At 41.5% G+C, this 19,232-nt stretch carries 21 protein-coding genes and 1 pseudogene; 21 read left to right on the top strand and 1 reads right to left on the bottom strand.

Features of this window, described 5'->3' with window-relative positions; all coding sequences use genetic code 11:
* Positions 1-660: 660 nt before the first annotated feature.
* The 19 genes and pseudogenes from AC20MK_RS06395 (at position 661) to AC20MK_RS06485 (ending at position 16,841) form a co-directional block, all read left to right on the top strand.
* On the top strand, positions 661-2,037 hold the full coding sequence (locus tag AC20MK_RS06395; RefSeq protein WP_487355044.1) for an APC family permease: 1,377 nt from the start codon (positions 661-663) through the stop codon (positions 2,035-2,037).
* Positions 2,038-2,050: 13 nt separating this feature from the next.
* Positions 2,051-2,314 carry a monomethylamine transporter gene (locus AC20MK_RS06400; protein WP_487355045.1) on the top strand — a complete coding sequence of 88 codons (264 nt, stop codon included), beginning with the start codon at positions 2,051-2,053 and terminating at the stop codon, positions 2,312-2,314.
* Positions 2,315-2,326: 12 nt separating this feature from the next.
* Complete coding sequence (locus AC20MK_RS06405; RefSeq protein WP_487355046.1) at positions 2,327-2,557, top strand: AcrB/AcrD/AcrF family protein; 231 nt, start codon at positions 2,327-2,329, stop codon at positions 2,555-2,557.
* A gap of 215 nt (positions 2,558-2,772) precedes the next feature.
* On the top strand, positions 2,773-3,558 hold the full coding sequence (locus AC20MK_RS06410; RefSeq protein WP_487355047.1) for a helix-turn-helix transcriptional regulator: 786 nt from the start codon (positions 2,773-2,775) through the stop codon (positions 3,556-3,558).
* Positions 3,559-3,571: 13 nt separating this feature from the next.
* Positions 3,572-4,351, top strand: a complete 780-nt coding sequence (locus tag AC20MK_RS06415) for a helix-turn-helix transcriptional regulator (RefSeq protein WP_487355048.1) — start codon at positions 3,572-3,574, stop codon at positions 4,349-4,351.
* A gap of 36 nt (positions 4,352-4,387) precedes the next feature.
* Entirely contained in the window at positions 4,388-6,574 is a 2,187-nt protein-coding gene (locus tag AC20MK_RS06420) for a histidine kinase dimerization/phosphoacceptor domain -containing protein (protein ID WP_487355049.1), read from the top strand.
* 12 nt (positions 6,575-6,586) lie between these two features.
* Positions 6,587-6,991 carry a response regulator gene (locus AC20MK_RS06425; protein ID WP_487355050.1) on the top strand — a complete coding sequence of 135 codons (405 nt, stop codon included), beginning with the start codon at positions 6,587-6,589 and terminating at the stop codon, positions 6,989-6,991.
* 378 nt (positions 6,992-7,369) lie between these two features.
* A complete protein-coding gene (locus tag AC20MK_RS06430; RefSeq protein WP_487355051.1) occupies positions 7,370-8,023 on the top strand; it encodes a methyltransferase cognate corrinoid protein in 654 nt (217 codons plus the stop codon).
* A gap of 15 nt (positions 8,024-8,038) precedes the next feature.
* A pseudogene (locus AC20MK_RS06435) lies at positions 8,039-9,415 on the top strand (monomethylamine:corrinoid methyltransferase).
* 252 nt (positions 9,416-9,667) lie between these two features.
* Positions 9,668-11,038: an APC family permease gene (locus AC20MK_RS06440; RefSeq protein ID WP_487355052.1), complete on the top strand. Its 1,371-nt coding sequence runs from the start codon at positions 9,668-9,670 to the stop codon at positions 11,036-11,038.
* Positions 11,039-11,054: 16 nt separating this feature from the next.
* Positions 11,055-11,324 (top strand): monomethylamine transporter, encoded by a 270-nt coding sequence (locus AC20MK_RS06445; RefSeq protein ID WP_487355053.1) that lies wholly within the window; start codon positions 11,055-11,057, stop codon positions 11,322-11,324.
* A gap of 13 nt (positions 11,325-11,337) precedes the next feature.
* Entirely contained in the window at positions 11,338-11,586 is a 249-nt protein-coding gene (locus tag AC20MK_RS06450; protein ID WP_487355054.1) for an AcrB/AcrD/AcrF family protein, read from the top strand.
* Between the two features lie 86 nt (positions 11,587-11,672).
* The gene (locus AC20MK_RS06455; protein WP_487355055.1) at positions 11,673-12,146 is read left to right on the top strand and encodes a class II SORL domain-containing protein; all 474 of its coding nucleotides are present in this window, start codon (positions 11,673-11,675) and stop codon (positions 12,144-12,146) included.
* A 120-nt stretch (positions 12,147-12,266) separates the two neighbouring features.
* A complete protein-coding gene (locus tag AC20MK_RS06460) occupies positions 12,267-12,671 on the top strand; it encodes a response regulator (RefSeq protein WP_487355056.1) in 405 nt (134 codons plus the stop codon).
* Positions 12,672-12,770: 99 nt separating this feature from the next.
* Positions 12,771-13,295, top strand: a complete 525-nt coding sequence (locus AC20MK_RS06465) for a VIT1/CCC1 transporter family protein (RefSeq protein ID WP_487355057.1) — start codon at positions 12,771-12,773, stop codon at positions 13,293-13,295.
* A 73-nt stretch (positions 13,296-13,368) separates the two neighbouring features.
* Positions 13,369-13,809 (top strand): universal stress protein, encoded by a 441-nt coding sequence (locus tag AC20MK_RS06470; protein WP_487355058.1) that lies wholly within the window; start codon positions 13,369-13,371, stop codon positions 13,807-13,809.
* A gap of 44 nt (positions 13,810-13,853) precedes the next feature.
* Entirely contained in the window at positions 13,854-14,798 is a 945-nt protein-coding gene (locus tag AC20MK_RS06475; RefSeq protein WP_487355059.1) for a calcium/sodium antiporter, read from the top strand.
* A 388-nt stretch (positions 14,799-15,186) separates the two neighbouring features.
* On the top strand, positions 15,187-15,465 hold the full coding sequence (locus tag AC20MK_RS06480; RefSeq protein ID WP_487355060.1) for an ACT domain-containing protein: 279 nt from the start codon (positions 15,187-15,189) through the stop codon (positions 15,463-15,465).
* 14 nt (positions 15,466-15,479) lie between these two features.
* A complete protein-coding gene (locus tag AC20MK_RS06485) occupies positions 15,480-16,841 on the top strand; it encodes a DUF711 family protein (protein ID WP_487355061.1) in 1,362 nt (453 codons plus the stop codon).
* A 30-nt stretch (positions 16,842-16,871) separates the two neighbouring features.
* On the opposite strand, the gene AC20MK_RS06490 is transcribed toward AC20MK_RS06485, so the two are convergent.
* Positions 16,872-17,384, bottom strand: coding sequence for a shikimate kinase (locus AC20MK_RS06490; protein WP_487355062.1), 513 nt, complete (start codon positions 17,382-17,384; stop codon positions 16,872-16,874).
* 196 nt (positions 17,385-17,580) lie between these two features.
* Here AC20MK_RS06490 and AC20MK_RS06495 point away from each other — a divergent pair, with 196 nt between their 5' ends.
* Together AC20MK_RS06495 and AC20MK_RS06500 are read left to right on the top strand one after the other, a co-directional pair.
* The gene (locus AC20MK_RS06495) at positions 17,581-17,808 is read left to right on the top strand and encodes a hypothetical protein (protein ID WP_487355063.1); all 228 of its coding nucleotides are present in this window, start codon (positions 17,581-17,583) and stop codon (positions 17,806-17,808) included.
* A 170-nt stretch (positions 17,809-17,978) separates the two neighbouring features.
* On the top strand, positions 17,979-19,085 hold the full coding sequence (locus tag AC20MK_RS06500; RefSeq protein ID WP_487355064.1) for an MFS transporter: 1,107 nt from the start codon (positions 17,979-17,981) through the stop codon (positions 19,083-19,085).
* Positions 19,086-19,232: the final 147 nt, after the last annotated feature.

Below are 19,232 nucleotides of genomic sequence, written 5' to 3' on the forward strand. Positions count from 1 at the left end.
TCACACTCAGTCCATGATCATTACAGGGACAATATTGCATCCTATCCTACTGCATACAACTTACCAGCCACCACAGTAGCCACACATGGCCTACAGAGGCTAACAAACGACCCACGAGTACTACAGCCTGATCACAGCTTTTAAATGCTGTGAAGAAAACCTGCTCCCTTACACGCATGGCCATCTCTATAAAGAGATTCGATACTGTCCAGTATATCGAGTAGATACTAAAGAGTCAGCATTTCAAAATAGCATATCATAAATTATAAATGTAATAAATTTAAGTGGACCTTCCCTGCCTTATTTTTTAAAATAAAATTGCACATATTCTTTAAAAATATTTTAATACCAACTTTATAATAGAAAAATTTATATTATAGAGTACCAGAAGGACATTTCCTCCACCCGACTGACCAAAAAATATAAATAATACAATGTAATAGGTGGCACAAAATCCCTTGAAAAGAGGCAACCCATATCTAAAAGTTGCCATTAGCAAGGTAAAGTGGTAACTTACCTCTTAAGGAAAAGGTGCACGAAAATGGATATATGGACTATAATCAATGGAATCATCTATTTGACCTGTTTTGTTTTGATAGGTTGGATGTTGTTAGATGCCAGTAAAGTCTCAAAATAATTGTGGTTTTTAAGGAGAGTTAAATGTCTGGAAATACAAATTCGGAACATGCCGGTGTCGTAAAGACACTCCGACCCTATCACGTATGGGCGCTTGGAGTTGGTATTGTTCTGGTAGGCGAATATATGGGATGGAACTTCACAGTTGCAAAAGGTGGAATACTTGGTTCACTCTTTGCACTGCTGGTTGCCGGTACCATGTTTGTAATGGTTTCACTGTGTGCCAGTGAACTAGGATCATCAACTAAACTTGCAGGCGGACCTTATGATTGGGCAAGATTATTCGTAGGGCCCGGTGCAGCTGCACTTGTGGGTCTTGCAGTATACATGGAATTCATTGCCCTGGAAGCTGCTGACGCTATTGTCGTTGCATCCATCACAAATTCTATCTTCCCGGAAATACAAACATTCCCGGTCACATTGTTAATTATCGCATTCTTAACATTTATGAACTATCGTGGAGTCGTGGCTGCCCTTAACCTTAATTTTGCACTCACGTTCACTGCATTGATAGCTATTATCGTTTTCTTCTTCGCTAACATTACCGGATTTGCCGGCACCTGGCATCCAGAATATCTCATATCAGGAGCTATGCCTAACGGTTTTATCGGTATTTTTGCGGCTCTGCAATTTGGACCTTGGTTCTACCTTGGTATCGAAGGAGCAGCAATGTGTGCAGAAGAATGTAAACATCCAACAAGAGCAGTTCCTCTTGGTCAGCAAGCAGGTATGATAACCCTTCTTCTCGGTTCAGGTATGACCCTCTACATATGTTCAGGTCTGATCCCAGCCGCAGAACTCGGTACTTCAGTATACCCACTCTTTGAAGCAGCAACATCAACAGGTTCAACATTCCTTATTGCAGCTCTCGGTATCGGTACACTTTTCACCTGTCTTGCAAGCGCAAACGGTACAGTTTGTGACGCATCACGGTCATGGTTTGCCCTTTCAAGGGATAAATTTCTGACAAACTGGTTCGCTGACGTGCATCCACGTTACAGCACCCCATACAGGGCAGTCATTTTCACAATGCCTATCGCGATCGCATTTGCATTTAGTGGTTTCCTCGATCAGGTCATCACCTTTTCAATCATATCAGGTCTTATCTGCTATGTAATGATCCCATTTTCCCTGATCCGCTTTAGGAAGTTATTCCCAGAGCACAGCCAGAAGGTCCGCCCGTTTGTGGGTCCTCTGCAGCCAACAATTGCATATATTACGATCTTCCTTGCCATTGTGATCATGTCTACCCTTAACTGGGGATACGGTTTCAACCTTATCTTCGGACTCTTGTTCTACGTGATAGCATACTTCTACTTCTCGTGGAGATACAAGAGCATTGAGATCAATCACGATTGGGGAGAGGACCTCGGATGGCCTGAACCATCACACAGGAGATAATGGAGGAACTAAAATGGTAAATAAGACAAAATATCACAACGACCTCAAAAAAGATGCAGGCATTATTGTTCTTGTGCTAGGACTATTGTTCTTCTCAGAAACATTTGTCTTTTACAAGATAATGTCAACCCTTTGGGATGCAGTTCCTGAAGTTCGTATCATCTTTCCGGTCTACCTCTTGTTCCTGGTGCTCCTGCTCGGGATCGAGACCATAGGTTGCATCACTGTGTACAAATCCATCAAGGAACACATGTACGACTTTAACTATTACGATTAAGGAGATGGAAATATGGCAAAATCTGAAGTAAAAAGTAGTATGGTCATGCAGATCGCAGATATCCTGTTCATCTTCGTTGTCGCAGGTATTTGTGTAATAGCTCCCGTAATTATACTTGGAGGAGGAGATACTGGACCCATGGTGTTCGAATGGAATCCAGTACAATATTTTGGATTGCTTTCAGTGATCCTTGTATTCTTTATTGTGATCCTGCGCCATTCACTTAAGAACTATATTTATTAAGCTGACTCCAATTGGTTGTGGTATAATTGCCACAACTTCTCCTTTTTATATTTTTTACTTTCATTTGAACTTAATTTCATAAGATGTTTCTAACTGAAATTCAGTTGAATTCACAATAATAAATAGAAACCTTCTTATCTAACAAACAATCATTATACCGTTACAAATAAAAGCTGAAATCTATCATCGGCAGTATTTTGGGGTAAAGGGGTATAATGAATTCTTCATTGACAGATAATATCTGGCTTTCTGAGAAAAGGACAAACCTGCTTTTGTTACTTATGGAAGGGCCAAGAGACATAGAACAGATCAAGGTCTCACTTAATGTGACCTCTCGTGGAATGATGCCACAGATAAAAAAGCTGAAAGAAAAATGTCTCATCGTTGAAGAAGATGAAACTTATAGACTTTCCAATACTGGCAGACTTATAGTCAGAAACATGCTCCCTTTACTTAACACAGTGCGAATGATAAACGAGAATCGAAGTTACTGGGAACAGCACGATATTAATATACTCCCACCACACCTTTTTAAACGACTTCACGAGCTTGGTAATTATCTCCTTCTTGAACCTGACCTGAACTATACTTTTGAGATACCAAAAGAATTCACTGAGAACCTATTGAGATCAAAGGAAATAATGTCCATCATCTCATTTTTCCGCCCTGAATATCCAAAGTTCTATTCCCAACTTGCGGAAAAAGCAGACAGTCTCACACTATTACTTTCAAGATCCGTTTTTAAAAGAATGGAAAAGAATTGTGCTTCAGAACTGGATTTCCTACTTTCGTCAGAGAGCACAAGATTGTATCTTTATGAAGGCGAAGGAAGACCACCAGCTATCGATGTCTCTGACTGGTTCATGTATGTCAGCTTTTTCAATGAACAGGGACGGTATGATCACAGAGATATAATGAGCTTCGATGAGACCGCTTTGAAATGGGGAAAAGAGCTTTTCCAGTATTATTGTGACCGATCAACAGAGATAACAGAGATATAAAGGAGTATTCAAGATGCCAATGGAACTTATTGAAACTATTTTTCTCTCCGAGAAAAGAGAAAATCTCCTCCTTATGCTACTTAATAATCCTGCTGATATCAAAACAATAGATTCTACACTTGAAGTTACCTCTTCATCCATACTCCCACAGATAAAAAAACTACGGGAGGTAGGATTTATAGATAAGAATGAGAACGGATCATATGAATTGACCAGTATAGGAAGACTGGTCGTAGAGAACATGAAGCCCCTCTCAAACATGCTTAAAGTCTTTGATATATCCTGTGAATACTGGGACGAAAGAGATCTGACCGCAATTCCAGATGAGCTTTTGGACAACATTGGAAGCCTTGGAAATATTCAATTAATAGTACCTGACCTGGATCACATGTATGAACTACAGGATCACTACCTGAATAACATGCAAATGTCGAACAAAGTATCATCCGTACTCTCCCTTTACCATCCGGATAATCTGGACCTTTTCAGTAAACTGGATACTTCAGGAGTCAGTATAGATATCATACTTACAGAATCCGTGCTTGAAAGAATGTTGAGCGATTCCGAAAAGGAGATGGAATCATTCCTTAATTCAAAGAACACTACAATTCTTGTCTGTGAAGATACAATAAGGCCACCCTCATTCAGTGTCACTGATAATTTCATCTACATGAGCCTTTTCAATATTCAAGGCAGATATGATCATCACGACATTATGAGCTTTGAAGCCAGTGCATTAGAATGGGGAGAAATGTTGTTCGAACATTATAAGAACCTATCCTCATCCTATTGAATAAATTAATTTGAATATCACAATGGAAGTGAAACGATGATGAAATGGAAAGATCTGTCATTAAAAGTAAAACTGGTACTATATATTGTAACAGGGGTCTTTCTGATATTATCCGCTTCTACCTTCATTGTCATCTCCACAGTCACCGAACAGGAAGAACAGCTTGCATATCACGATTCCATTCAAAATGCAAAAAGTTTTGCAAATAGCTACGATGCCGATATGAAAGCTAACATGGCAGTTGCACAGACCCTTGCAGCACTTCTGGTCAGATATGATAATGCTGACCGTAATGAAATAAATGCCATGCTGGAAGAACTATTACTGGAAAATCCAGACCTTCTTGCCGTATATGTTGCTTTCGAACCAAACGCTTTTGACGGCCGGGATTCGGAGTTCATCGATGCTGATGCAACTCACGACGAAACCGGCCGTTTCATTCCTTACTGGAACAAGATCGGAGGCGAGATGTTCGTAGAGCCACTTGTAGATTATGATACCCTTGATTATTATCAGCTTACAAAGGAACTGGAACAGGACATCATCACAGAACCATATCTTTACCAGGGCGCTCTTATCGTAAGTTATGATGCACCCATTGTCAGAGACGGAGAGTTCATCGGCATCGGTGGGGTCGATGTAGAACTAAACTATGTTGATGAGACCGTAAGCAGCGTAAAAGCATTTGATACCGGTTATTTGTTCATGGTAAGCAATACCGGAGTGTTACTGTCCCATCCAACCAGAAAGGACTGGATCGGCCTAAAATCAATGGTCGATTTTGAGATCCCGATGATAGAAAGAGCTACCAAAGACATCAATAATGGTATTGGAGGACATATCAATACCATCGATCCGGTTACCAAAAAAGAAGTAGTAATGTTCTACGAACCCATCGAAACAGGTAAATTCGCTATTGTACTCGTTGTTCCTACCGAAGAGATGTTAGCCGGGGTGGAATCATTGCGCTCCACCCTGATCACGATCTATACATTCTCCATCATCTTCATGGGTGCCATGGCATACTTAATAGCAGCTTCATTTACAGACAGGATCAACGAAATAGTCATTGATTTTAAGAAGATATCAGGAGCTGCGATAAAGGGGGATCTCGATGCCAGGGCCAATACGGATGTAGAGATCGACTTTAAGCTCATACCCGAAGGTATGAACGAAATAATGGATGCTTTAACTGATTACTCCAAAGAATTACAAAACTCATATGAATTGATACAAAAAATGGAATCAGCAGTGAACAGCAGTGAAGTTGTGGTATTCTGGTGGAAGTTCGATCAGGAATATCCTGTTGAATTCGTTTCTGACAATGTTGCTCAATTTGGTTATTCATTGGAAGAGTTCTTATCAGGAAATCTTTTGTATGGCAACATAATTCACAAAGATGACCATGATGGTGTCTGGTCCGAACTGAAAAAATGTGCAGATGAAGGGCACGATCATTTCCACAAAGACTATCGTATTGTCACCAAAAGCGGAGAAATACGCTGGGTGCATGAAGATACGTTCATACAACGCGATGATGAAGGAAAGATCGCATACTTCCAGGGAACGATACTTGATATTACCGAGCGTGTCGAAGCTGAGAATGCACTGAAGAAAATGGATGAAATAAGAACGAAAGAGATACATCATCGCATTAAGAACAATCTTCAGGTCGTTTCTGGAATGTTGTATCTGGAATCACTCAACTTCCGTTACCAGGAAGTAATAGATGCATTCAGGGACAGCGAGAACCGTGTACGTTCAATAGCCCTTATCCATGAGAAGCTCTACCAGTCAAAGGACCTTGTCAGCCTTGATCTTGCCGACTACATCAGAGACCTTACAGATCATCTTTTCCACTCCTATAGAGTAGAGGAAGAAGATGTGAAACTTATTCTCAATGTCGATGATGTTTTCCTTGGAATGGATACTGCTGTACCTCTTGGGATCATCATAAATGAACTTACATCCAACGCACTCCAGCATGCTTTTGAAAACGGCATAAAAGGCGAGATCGATATCGATTTTTTCAGAAGGGGAGAACTATTTGAACTTACCATTAGCAATACAGGCAAACATTTCCCGGAAGATATTGATTTTAAGAATACTGAATCCCTTGGATTACAGCTTGTGACGAATCTCGTTTCCCAGATAGAAGGAGAAGTTAAACTTGATACGACCGACAGGACTACATTTACAATAACTTTCCGTGATGGCAAATAACAAGGTGTTACTATGAAAAATATCAGGATATTAGTAGTTGAAGATGAAGCGATCGTAGCAATGGTGATAAAAAAAAGATTGATGGAACTTGGTTATGTTGTCTCAGGGATCGCAGCTACCGGAGCAGATGCCATTAATAAAGTAGAAGGAACCTTTCCGGACCTTGTGCTTATGGATATTATGCTGAAAGGAGACATGGATGGTATTGAAGCTGCTGAGGAGATACGTAAAAGGTTCTCGATCCCTGTGATATACCTTACAGCACATTCTGATGAGAAAACCCTCGAAAGAGCTAAACTTACCGAACCTTATGGATACATAATAAAACCGTTCACAGAAAGGGACTTAAGTAGCAATATAGAGATCGCTATCCATAAACACCGACGTGAAATGGAAAATGATACAACTAAAAAATGATAATAAGGGAACTTTTTTATCATTCATCCTCATTTCATTTCACTTCATTTAAGGTGCAGTAGTAGTCTCACCGGCACCCCCCATGTTTTACATTCAACGTTTCAATGCCATTGTCGATTTTCAAGGCATTGTCTTTTTTTATCCATCCTGCTGATTGTAGCTAAACGATAAAATATGCAGTGTTATTCGAATATACCCGCCCACATCAATTTGTTTAGACATTACAAGTTCAAACAGCATGGGCATATTTTAATATAGTTTACAAAAACGCTATCGGCTAGGTTATATGTTTTTGGAACTGATGTTAATTTACTGATGCCTACTCTAAATTGGCATTGAACAGACAATATTGCGTAATACAAGAAAGGTGAAATAGAAATGGGAAATCAAGAACTTTTTGACAAGCTGAAAAATGCAATAGTGAATCAGGATATCAACGGCTGCCCTGCAATAACACAGGAAGCACTTGATGCAGGAATTACTGCCTTCGACATTATCAACGAAGCACTTGCACCAGGAATGAAGATCGTAGGCGACAACTTCGAAGCAGCAACTATCTACCTTCCACAGATCATGATGTCTGCAAAGGCAATGAAAGCTGCAATGGAGATCCTTGAGCCAATTCTCGCAGAAGAGAAAGGCGACGAAGAGGGTGTAGGCATGGCAGTAACTTTCGTGCAGGAAGGAGATATTCACGATATCGGTCACCGTCTTGTTACAACAATGCTCGGTGCAAACGGCTTTGAGATCCTTGACCTTGGAACAGATATTCCAAACGAGGATGTAGTTGAAGCAATTGCAAAGAACAAGGGTAAGAAAATGCTCCTTGTCGGTTCCGCACTTATGACAACATCAATGCTTGGACAGAAAGATGTAGTAAGGTTACTCGAAGAAGAGAACCTCAGAGATTCTGTTAAGATCATGTTCGGTGGCGCACCAGTCACAGATGCATGGATCGAAGAATGTGGTGCAGACGGCACAGCCGAAAATGCAGCAGAAGCAGCAAGAGTAGCACTTGAACTTATGGCATGAGCAGGAGAGATCAAAATGACATTTACAAAATCAGTTACCTGCTTTGACTTCTACGACCGAGCACAGAAAGGCGAGAAATGTACCCAGGATGACTGGGATCTGATGACCATTCCAATGAAGGCAATGGAACTCAAGCAGAAATACAACCTTGACTTTGGTACCGAGACCGTTCCAACCGACAAGGACCAGATGGAGAGACTCTTCAAGGCAGGTATCGACATGCTCCTTGAATGTGGTATCTACTGCACAGACACAAAGAGGATCGTCAAATACACAGAGGACGAGATCTGGGACGCTATCAACAACCCAATGCCAGCATTCCAGCTCGGTACCGGCAGAGACTCAGTACAGATGAAGAAGAGAGAAGTAGGCGACAAGAGAAAGCCTATAGTACAGGGCGGTCCAACCGGCTCACCTATCTCAGAAGATATGTTCTCTGCAATTCACATGAGCTATGCACTCGAGAAAGAAGTTGACACAATTGTAAATGGTGTTATGATGACGGTCCGTGGTAAGCCGCCTATACCAGGCAGCCCATACGAGATCCTCGCAGCAAAGTCCGAAACAAGGATCATCAAGAACGCAGCAGCAATGGCTGGCAGACCTGGTATGGCTGTTTAGGGACCTGAGACTTCCCTGTCAGCACAGGGAAACATCGCTTCCGACTGTGTCGGCGGCCAGGTAACAAGTGACAGCCACGAAGTATCACAGCTCAACGAGCTTAAGATCGACCTCGATGCAATCGCAGTTATCGCACACTACAAGGGTAACAGCGACATCATCATGGACGAACAGATGCCTATCTTCGGCGGATACGCTGGTGGTATTGAGGAAACAACCATTGTAGACGTTGCAACTAGCATTAACTCCATGGTAATGAGCAGTGCAAGCTGGCACCTTGATGGTCCTGTCCACATCAGATGGGGATCCACCAACACCAGAGAAACCCTCCAGATAGCAGGATGGGCATGTGCAACTCTCAGTGAGTTCACAGACCTTATGACCGGTAACCAGTACTATCCATGTGCAGGTCCATGTACCGAGATGTGCCTCCTCGAAGCAGCAGCACAGTCCGTAACTGACACAGCATCCGGCCGTGAGATCCTCTCAGGTGTCGCAGCAGCAAAGGGTGTCATCACTGACAAGACAACCGGAATGGAAGCAAGGATGATGGGAGAAGTCGCACGTGCAACAGCAGGCATGGACATCGACTCCGTGAACGCTGTTATCAACAACATCGTCAGCTCCTACGAAGGCAACTACGCAAACGCTCCTGAAGGAAAGACATTCCAGGAATGCTATGACGTTGCAACCGTCACACCAACCGACGAGTATGTCAAGGTCTACGAAGGCGCAAGAAAGAAACTCGAAGAATTCGGTCTTACCTTCTAACCCTGAAATTAGCAATGACGTTTTCACCAGCGAGAGATCGCTGGTTTTTTTTTATAACGCCATTTGTCATTATTTTAATAGACAAATAAACATCAGAATAAAAAGTCAAACAAGATGCTAAGGGGGCATTCAAAATGGATATGTGGACTTTAATAAACGGGGTAATATACCTCATATGTTTTGCCTTGATCGGCTGGATGTTGTTGGACGCAAGCAAAGTATCCAACAAGTAATGCTACAGGAGGAGGACAAATGTCAGAAAATTCAAATGAAGTCGAGCTGGTAAAGTCACTGCGTCCATATCATGTATGGGCACTCGGTGTCGGTATCGTGTTGGTCGGCGAATACATGGGTTGGAACTTCACAGTTGCAAAAGGTGGTATACTAGGTTCACTCTTTGCACTGCTGGTTGCAGGTACCATGTATGTAATGGTTTCACTGTGTGCCAGTGAACTAGGTTCATCCACTAAACTTGCCGGTGGACCATACGATTGGGCAAGATTATTCGTAGGACCCGGTGCGGCGGCCATTGTAGGTCTTGCTGTTTATATGGAATATATTGCCCTGGAAGCTGCGGACGCTATTGTTGTAGCATCTATCGCACAATCGATCTTCCCGGAAATACAAACATTCCCGGTAACTTTGCTCGTTATCGCGGCCTTGACATTTATGAACTATCGTGGAGTTGTAGCAGCACTTAATCTTAACTTTGCTCTTACATTCACTGCATTGATAGCAATTATAGCATTCTTCTTTATGAATATTAGTGGAATTGGTGGAACATGGCATCCGGAATACCTTATTTCAGGAGCTATACCCAACGGATTTATCGGAGTTTTCGCCGCATTGCAGTTTGGACCATGGTTCTACCTTGGTATCGAAGGAGCAGCAATGTGTGCTGAAGAATGTAAACACCCAACAAGAGCTATTCCTCTTGGACAACAGGCAGGTATGATCACCCTTCTCCTCGGAGCAGGTATGACACTCTACGTCTGTTCAGGTCTCATTCCAACCGCAGAACTCGGTGTATCTGTTTATCCACTCTTTGAAGCAGCAAACCAGAGCGGTGTTAAATTCCTGGTTGCATTCCTTGCAGTAGGTACTCTATTCACCTGTCTTGCAAGTGCCAACGGTACTGTCTGTGATTCATCAAGGTCCTGGTTTGCTCTTTCAAGAGATCATTTCCTGACCAACTGGTTCGCTGCAGTGCACCCAAGGTACAGCACACCATACAGAGCTGTTGTGTTCACAATGCCAATTGCTATTGCCTTTGCATACAGTGGTTTCCTGGACCAGGTCATTACTTTCTCCATCACATCAGGACTTGTATGCTACGTGATGATCCCATTCTCCCTGATACGTTTCAGGAGGATGTTCCCGGAACACACACAAAAAGTACGTCCATTTGTCGGACCACTGCAACCTTATCTGGCATACTTCACAATATTCCTGGCGATCGTGATCATGTCTACACTTAACTGGGGATACAGCTACAACCTTATCTTCGGACTTGTCTTCTATGTAGTAGCATACTTCTACTTCTCATGGAGATACAGGAGCATAGACGCAAAGCACGACTGGGGAGAAGACCTTGGATGGCCTGAACCTGCACATAAGAGGTGAACAGGAGGAATATATCATGGCAGATGAAGCACTATATAACAACAAGCTGAAACAGGATGCAGGAGTAATTCTTCTGGTCCTAGGATTGCTGTATTTCTCTGAGACGTTCATCGTCTATAGGATCATCTCCACAATATGGAGATCAGGAGAAGTACCCGAGATCACGACAATACTCCCATTCTACATTATATTCGTAGTACTTTTGCTTGGGATAGAAACGATCGGATGTATCAGAGTGTACAAGTCCATCAAGGAACACATGTACGACTTTAAGTATTACGACTGAAGGGGAGAAAGACATGGCAAGCGAAATGAAGACAGAAAGAAGCATGTTCATGACGATATTTGATATCCTGTTCATATTCATACTGGCAGGTATCTGTATCGTAGTCCCGGTGATCATTCAGGGAACGGTCCTTGTGGGCTGGGAAGGAACAGGAACCATGCAATTCGTCTGGGATCCAGTACAATACTTTGGATTGCTGGGAGTAATTCTTGCATTCTTCTTTGTGGTACTCTACCACTCGGTCAAGAATTACAGGTTCTGAACATGTGAGAAATGTTGCCAGTATCTTTGCTGGCAACTTATATATTTTCAAATATCGTATATAATAATGAAGTAATGGGTGATCTTATGAGTGAACAAGTAATCAACCGACTTAAAGACCCGGAAAACATCACAGAAACAGAACAGAAACATGTACCTGTTATCGAAGCTGATGAAGTGATGACCGCAGAAGGTTCATTCGAAGTTACTGTAAAAGTGGGGGAATTACCACACGTTATGCAGGACGAACACTATATAGAGTGGATCGAACTCTCGCTCGGGGATATGAAGATCGGCAGGGTAGAGCTATCACCTTCCGATGAGAAAGCTGAAGCAACATTTACTGTTGAACCAACAGAAGAGATTGTAGGTATCCATGCCTACCAGGTATGCAACATTCGTGGCGTAAATGTTTGTGGAAAATGTGGCAGCAAATCTGTTATAATGAAGTTGGATGCGCTGGCAAACTGCAACGTTCATGGGTTGTGGGAATCAAAGAAGGAAGTCACGATCATGTCAAGTCATGAAGACGAAGGAAAAGCCTGTGCATGGCACAAATGATCGCTTTAAAGTGTTGATGTATGGGGGTACGTCATAACTACTAAACCCGGAGTTGATACTCCGGACCTTTTTCTTTTTTGCAATGAATTTACAATTTATAGTCAGTTCAACTGTGGTAGTATGAAAGAAAAGAGCATCCTAATAGTCGAAGATGAAATGATAGTCGCCATGATGATCAAGCTGAAACTTCTTGAAATGGGATACAAGGTAGCAGGACATGCAGTATCATCGGAGCAAGCATTATTGATGATCAATGAAAATATTCCAGATCTCATTATAATGGATATTTTTATCAAAGGAAATCTTGATGGTATCGAAACAGCGTTAGAAATAGAAAATAGATGCTCAGTTCCAATCATTTTCTTAACAGGGGATTCATCAAATGAAACAACTACAAGGGCGTCCTTTGCAAACCCTGTAGGCTATTTACAGAAACCCTTTATGGATGAAGAATTAGAATATGTAATCGAATCTGCCATGCACAAGCACATTGCCCAGACAAGAGACGTTTCTATTGCAAATTGATCAGAACATCATTGTTTTAGTACTAGTATGACATTGTTTTAGTACTATTATAACATTTTTATACATGAAAATGGTCAAATTCTCCACAGGATATGGAACATGAAACTTGATCACGAACAAGGAAGATACATCATATTAGGAAGTATAGATGGAATACTGGCAGTGCTTGGTGTTGTCATAGGAACATCCCATGTTGTGGAAGATCCATCGATCATTATCAATGCTGCTCTTGGTGGTGCCGTTGCCCTTGCCTTGACTAACGGCCTAGGTTCATATCTTGCTGAAAGTGCGGTAGAGTACGGCAATCTTGCAGAACTGGAAAAACCCCTTCTACGAAGTCTTGAGGCCACAACACTGGAGCAAGATACAAAGAAAAAGATATGGAATGATTCCATAACACACGGCGGATCAAGCTTTATTGGCTCCCTTGTACCGATAATGCCCTTCGTATTATTTGATACACTGTCACTTGAGATAGCGGTCATACTCAGCATATCTGTTCTTGCCATACTTGGAGTCTATTCAGGTAAGATCGCGAAACAAAGTCTCATAAAACATGCCGTGAGAATGGTAGGACTGGGAATATTGATCGTTCTAGCTGTGACCTCATTAGGCCTTCAATGACAGAATGATGGATATCGTATCAGTGACAATGACTTAAACGATCAAAGATTATAATATCAAAAGGTGAAAGAGTATGGAAGAGATCGCTTATAAGAACATTCTTGTTCCCATTGATGAAAAGCAACTTTCAAAAAGGGTCATCGATCACGCACTGCATGTCGCGGATAAAGAATCAGGCAAGTTGATCATTGTCTATGTGGAAAGGAAAAAAACTCTGGAAGGTATCTTTCCAAAAGAACTTGCTGAAAAAATGATGGTGATCGTAAAGGAGAACATCGAAGCCAACATGGACTATGCACTTGAAAATGCAAGAAGAACAGGCGTAGAGGTTGAAAAGATCATACTTGAAAATGATGACATTGCCAAGGACCTTATCAGAATAGCCGAAGAAAATAATGTGAACCTGACAATAATGGGTTCCGAATCTTTGAGGTCTGAGCCCCTTGGAAGTATTACCCGATGGCTTATTGCAGCAAATATAGGACCTGTTCTCGTTATCACTGATGAAGACTGATACACGCATTTTAAATCTAATGGGAAGCTATAGGGGTGAACATTATGCTATCCACCCTATTACTTTTCCTGTTAAGCCTTGTCCTGATCACCAAAGGTGCGGACTGGTTCATTGAAGCCGCGGTATCCATCTCCGCCAAAAGTGGTCTTCCAAAGATAATAATCGGAGCTACCATAGTCAGTTTTGCTACGACAGCACCCGAATTTACCGTTTCTGCAATGGCCGCATACCTTGGCCATACCGACCTGACGATAGGGAATGCGGTCGGTTCTGCCATCTGTAATATAGGGCTTGCACTTGGAGTGGTAATAGCAGTAAAGGCAATACCTGTTGATGGAGATTCTTTCATTCATAAAGGTGCTATCATGCTGATAGCAGCCCTCACACTCATAGCACTGACATTGGATCGAACATTAAGTTCGTTCGATGGTATTATCCTGCTGATCATATTCGTAGGTTTTCTTTACTATAACTATCGCCTACAGTCTGCCATATTTAGTGGCAATGAGAATAAAAGGGAAAAACTATCTTTAGGCGAAATGCGGTCAGATATCTTCTACTTTTTACTTGGAGCAGCACTTGTAGTTATCGGAAGCCGCATACTTGTGGACACCGGCACCGAGATAGCACGCTGGTTTGGCATTCCTGAAATGATAATAGGACTAACCCTTGTAGCACTTGGGACATCCCTTCCTGAGCTTATAACCGCAATTTCTGCAACCCTTAAAGGACACCAGGACCTCTCCATCGGAAACATCCTCGGTGCAAACACCATGGATATTGCTCTCATACTGGGATTCTCCTCACAGATAAGAGAAATTCCAATCCTTGACCAATCCATTATGTATGATTTCCCATTCATGATAGTCATCATGCTCTTGCTTATTATTTTCGGGATCACGAAAAAACGGCTTGACAGATGGGAAGGCGTAGTTATCATGCTGGTCTATTTCGGTTATATTGCAGGTCTTTTCCTGCTCTACAACTGAATCCTTTTTAGATACATTTATTCAGAGAAATAGCCATATTGATCAGCATGCACCACAGGATCCATCAGGCTTAAATCATGCCAGATGAAATATTCTTACAGGTTTTGTTATGAAAAATATGGATACTGATCTTTATGGTAGCAGCCTTATCATCGCAGGGTGTGTAGCGAATGACACAGAAAATACAACTTATACTGTTGATGATATGGAAGTGACTGCTAATATATTTTTATTTTACTAATTATTGGTATTTCTGACATCAGACCCCATCCACAACTTACTTTGTTAAAATATCCTTTAACGAAGGTAAAGAACTATAATAAATCACACCTTATACGTGAACATTCATTCTAACGAACTATCAAGTCATTGAAAGAAGGACAAAAATATGACCTCAACCCGCTTCATAATCACTGTTATCGGTATCGACAAAATAGGTATTGTTGCCAGCATTACAAAAGTGATGGCAGATTTTAATGTGAATATCGTTGATATCAGCCAGACCATAATGGAAGACCTGTTTACAATGATCATGCTGGCAGGCGTGGATTCCGAGAACTTTGACCTTGCATCATTCCAAAAAGCAATGGTTGAAAAAGGGGAAGAGCTTGGTGTTGAAGTGCGTGTACAACACGAAGATGCCTTCCGCTTTATGCACAGGATCTAAAACAGGTGATCAAGATGCTTATTCATCCAGAAGAGATACTTGAGACCATCCACATGATCAAAGCTGAGAACTTTGATATAAGGACAGTTACCATGGGAATTAATCTTCGTGATTGCTGCCATAGTGACATCGATGTCCTCAATAAGAATATCTACAACAAGATAACTGGTTATGCAAAGGAACTTGTGAAGACCACAGAGGAAGTTCAGAACCTTTACGGCATCCCCATAACTAACAAACGAATTGCTGTCACTCCCATTGCCATAGTTGCTGAAAGTTGTGATACTGAGGACTATGTTTCCATAGCAAAGACCCTTGACAGAGCTGCTGAAGATGTGGGCATAGATTTCATAGGAGGGTTCGGTGCCCTTGTTCATAAAGGGATAACCCCTGGTGACCTGAAGCTCATCAATTCCCTTCCGCAAGCTCTTGCCAGTACTAAAAAAGTATGCTCATCCATTAATGTAGCTACTACAAAAGCTGGGATAAACATGGACGCTGTGGCAATGATGGGACATATAGTCAAAAAGACAGCGGAGGCAACTAAAGATGCTGATGGCATCGGATGTGCAAAGCTTGTTATCTTTGCAAATGCACCTGAAGATAATCCTTTCATGGCAGGTGCTTTCCACGGTATAGGAGAACCGGATTGTGTAATTAATGTCGGAGTCAGTGGACCAGGCGTCGTAAATTCAGCTGTACGCGAACTGAAAGACCCCGACCTTGGTGAGATCTCAGAGGCCATCAAGAAAACCGCTTTTAAGATAACAAGGATGGGAGAGATGGTAGGAAGAGAGGTTTCCCGCCGGCTCAATGTAGATTTTGGAGTTCTCGATCTTTCCCTTGCACCTACCCCTGAAATAGGCGATAGTGTTGCAGCCATCCTTGAAGCCATGGGACTCGAGAACTGTGGAACACATGGAACAACTGCAGCTCTTGCTCTTCTTAACGATGCAGTGAAAAAAGGTGGTTCGATGGCCTCATCCTATGTGGGCGGTTTAAGTGGTGCTTTTATTCCGGTCAGCGAAGATGCGGGAATGATACGTGCAGTCGAATTGGGTGCATTGAGCCTTGATAAACTGGAAGCCATGACCAGCGTTTGTTCCGTGGGATTGGATATGATAGCAATTCCAGGAGACACATCCGCAGCGACCATTTCAGCCATCATTGCCGATGAAATGGCCATTGGAATGATAAACAGGAAAACAACTGCTGTACGCCTTATACCTGCCCCGGGCAAAAAGGTAGGTGACAGCGTGGAATTCGGAGGATTACTTGGAAGAGCACCGGTTATGAAAGTATCCGAATTCAGTTCGGAAGAGTTTATAGCACGTGGTGGAAGGATACCAGCTCCTATTCAGGCGCTTACAAATTGAAATTTGAAACCGGTATATCTTTCGGACGCTTCAAAAAGTAGAACTTTTATCAGAGCATGAAGCAATGATACGTTCTACAATATCCCTTTTTTTCTCACCTTTCTTTATTTTTATCCGAACGTCCAGATAATGTTCGTATAATTTTTTCCGCTCGTGATACAGGTCTTTCAGCCCTTTGTCCTTAAAGCCAACAAGCCCTCTATTGGAAGGAGAGATACGCCGGGCGATCAGACTAAAAGATACATCCAGATAAACTATCGTGGAAATTTCCTTAAGATGCTTCATCGCTTTTTCTGAATAGACTATGCTACCACCAGTTGCAATAACATAGTTATCCAGTTCACGAAGTCCAATGACTATCTGTTCTTCAAGTTCAATGAACTCATCGTCACCGTGAGCATCTATGAATGTTTGCAGGTCCGTACCGATCTTTCCGCGTATGAGATCATCAATATCTATGAACTTGTGATCAAGTTTTTTTGCAAGCTGTTTTCCAATAGTGGATTTACCCGCCCCAGACATGCCAATAAGTGTAATGTTCATACTTTTTCCTTATTCTTTCTATCCTCATTTGTCAACCTGGAATAAATAGTATAGTATGAAACTGACAGAAATAAAGGTGTGAGATGGAATGCATAGAATCAAAATAACTATAAAATTATACACAATTAGAAATAATTAATTATGTCGGACAAATATATAAGCAATGAATAACCCATAATTATGAAGGAGGAATAAAATGAGTAGATCAAAGAAAGATCTGCATACAAATTCACCTTCAACCGATGAAGATATGCAGAAAACACCGATAGGTCATGCATTAAGAATGACTGCCGATTTCAGCGTGAAAACTCCTAAAGGTACAGTACAGGGCAAAGCCGGAGATTACATCATAAAGGATAGATCAGGAAGGGTATCTGTAGTTGAAAAGAATACTTTCAATAAAAGATATGAGATCCTCAACTAACGATATCTGGGCTTCAATGAGAAATTAATGCCCAATGCAGACATTTGTTCTGACTTCATTCTTACTACTGCAACTGTCCTACTTTATGAACAAGCTCTTGTAAGGAGCATTAAAAGTTATCATATACAGATACAAAGACGTATCTACCTTCCATTATATTATCAGCTATTATGGATAATGACAGGTTCTTGATCTATTCATCCGTGTTAGTCATAATGGGACTTTCAAATGCTGTCATACCTGTACTGCCAGAACTTTCTGCCAGTGGACAAATATACGGCATAAATTCCTCAAGTTTGGTATATTCTTCGTTCTTCCTCGGAGCATTAAGTACTATGCTCCCATTTGGAATATTAAGCGATAGAACTGATACTCTGAAATTGATTGGTCTTGGTCTCTTGCTATCATTTATATCAGGGCTGTGGATGATCTTTACGGATAACTTCATGATGTTCGTATCAGCACGCTTCATTGAAGGGGCTGCATGTGGTGCATTCTTCCCTGCAGCATATTCAAGGCTGGCAGTTTATACAAAAAGAGCACGTTATATGGGAGAATTCAGCTTTCTCCTCAATGCCGGACTAGCTTCCGGTGTTGCAGTTACCGGTTATCTGGTCCATACTAATATCAAGAACGGTATAATTCTTTTTTCTATTTTGACATTCTTAACAATTCTTTTTGCAATATACCTTTTTATAATCCCTTCAAGGACCATAGGAAAGATAGAACTTCAAAAGAAAGTAAGTAAAAGGGAACACTCAAAGTCACATATTTTCACCTCAAAGGATACTCGCGGAATATGGATCATCTCATTTATACTTGCAGGATCAAGCGGCGTCCTTGTATCCCTCTATCCTGAATATGGGATCGATACACTCTCAAAGACAGAACTAGGTATATCGATCTCACTTCTCTATGTGTCTACAATGATCTCATCCCTTCTGGCATCTTATATGGATATCGGCTACGCAAAACTCATTAAAAGAGGGATACTGATAGCAACCGTTGGCATAGTCGTTACAATTTATAGCTCGATGTTAGGTTTTTTCATCATTGGTGCTGGTTCCGGCCTGATGCTTGTAGGGCTTCCAATTGCCATCGCTTCCATGAAGGTCGAGAATGGGATTGCAATGGGTGTCTATAATACCTGTATCTATGCGGGACTTGCACTGATGCCATTGATGGCCGGAGCACTTGCTAAGAGTATAGAGATAAAGACCATTTTTCTCATGACAGCTATTCTTTTCGGCCTCACAATTTTTCTAAGCAAAGATTGACATTATCTTAATATGAAACTATATATAGTAACATATTTATTTAAGTAATAACAATTTAAAGATGAAATATCCTTATGCCAGTTATCAATGAGTGGAGAAACAAAAGGATGAAAATCGTATCAGAAATACCTTTACTTTTTAGGAGTA

Source organism: Methanococcoides sp. DA23 (assembly GCF_057593895.1).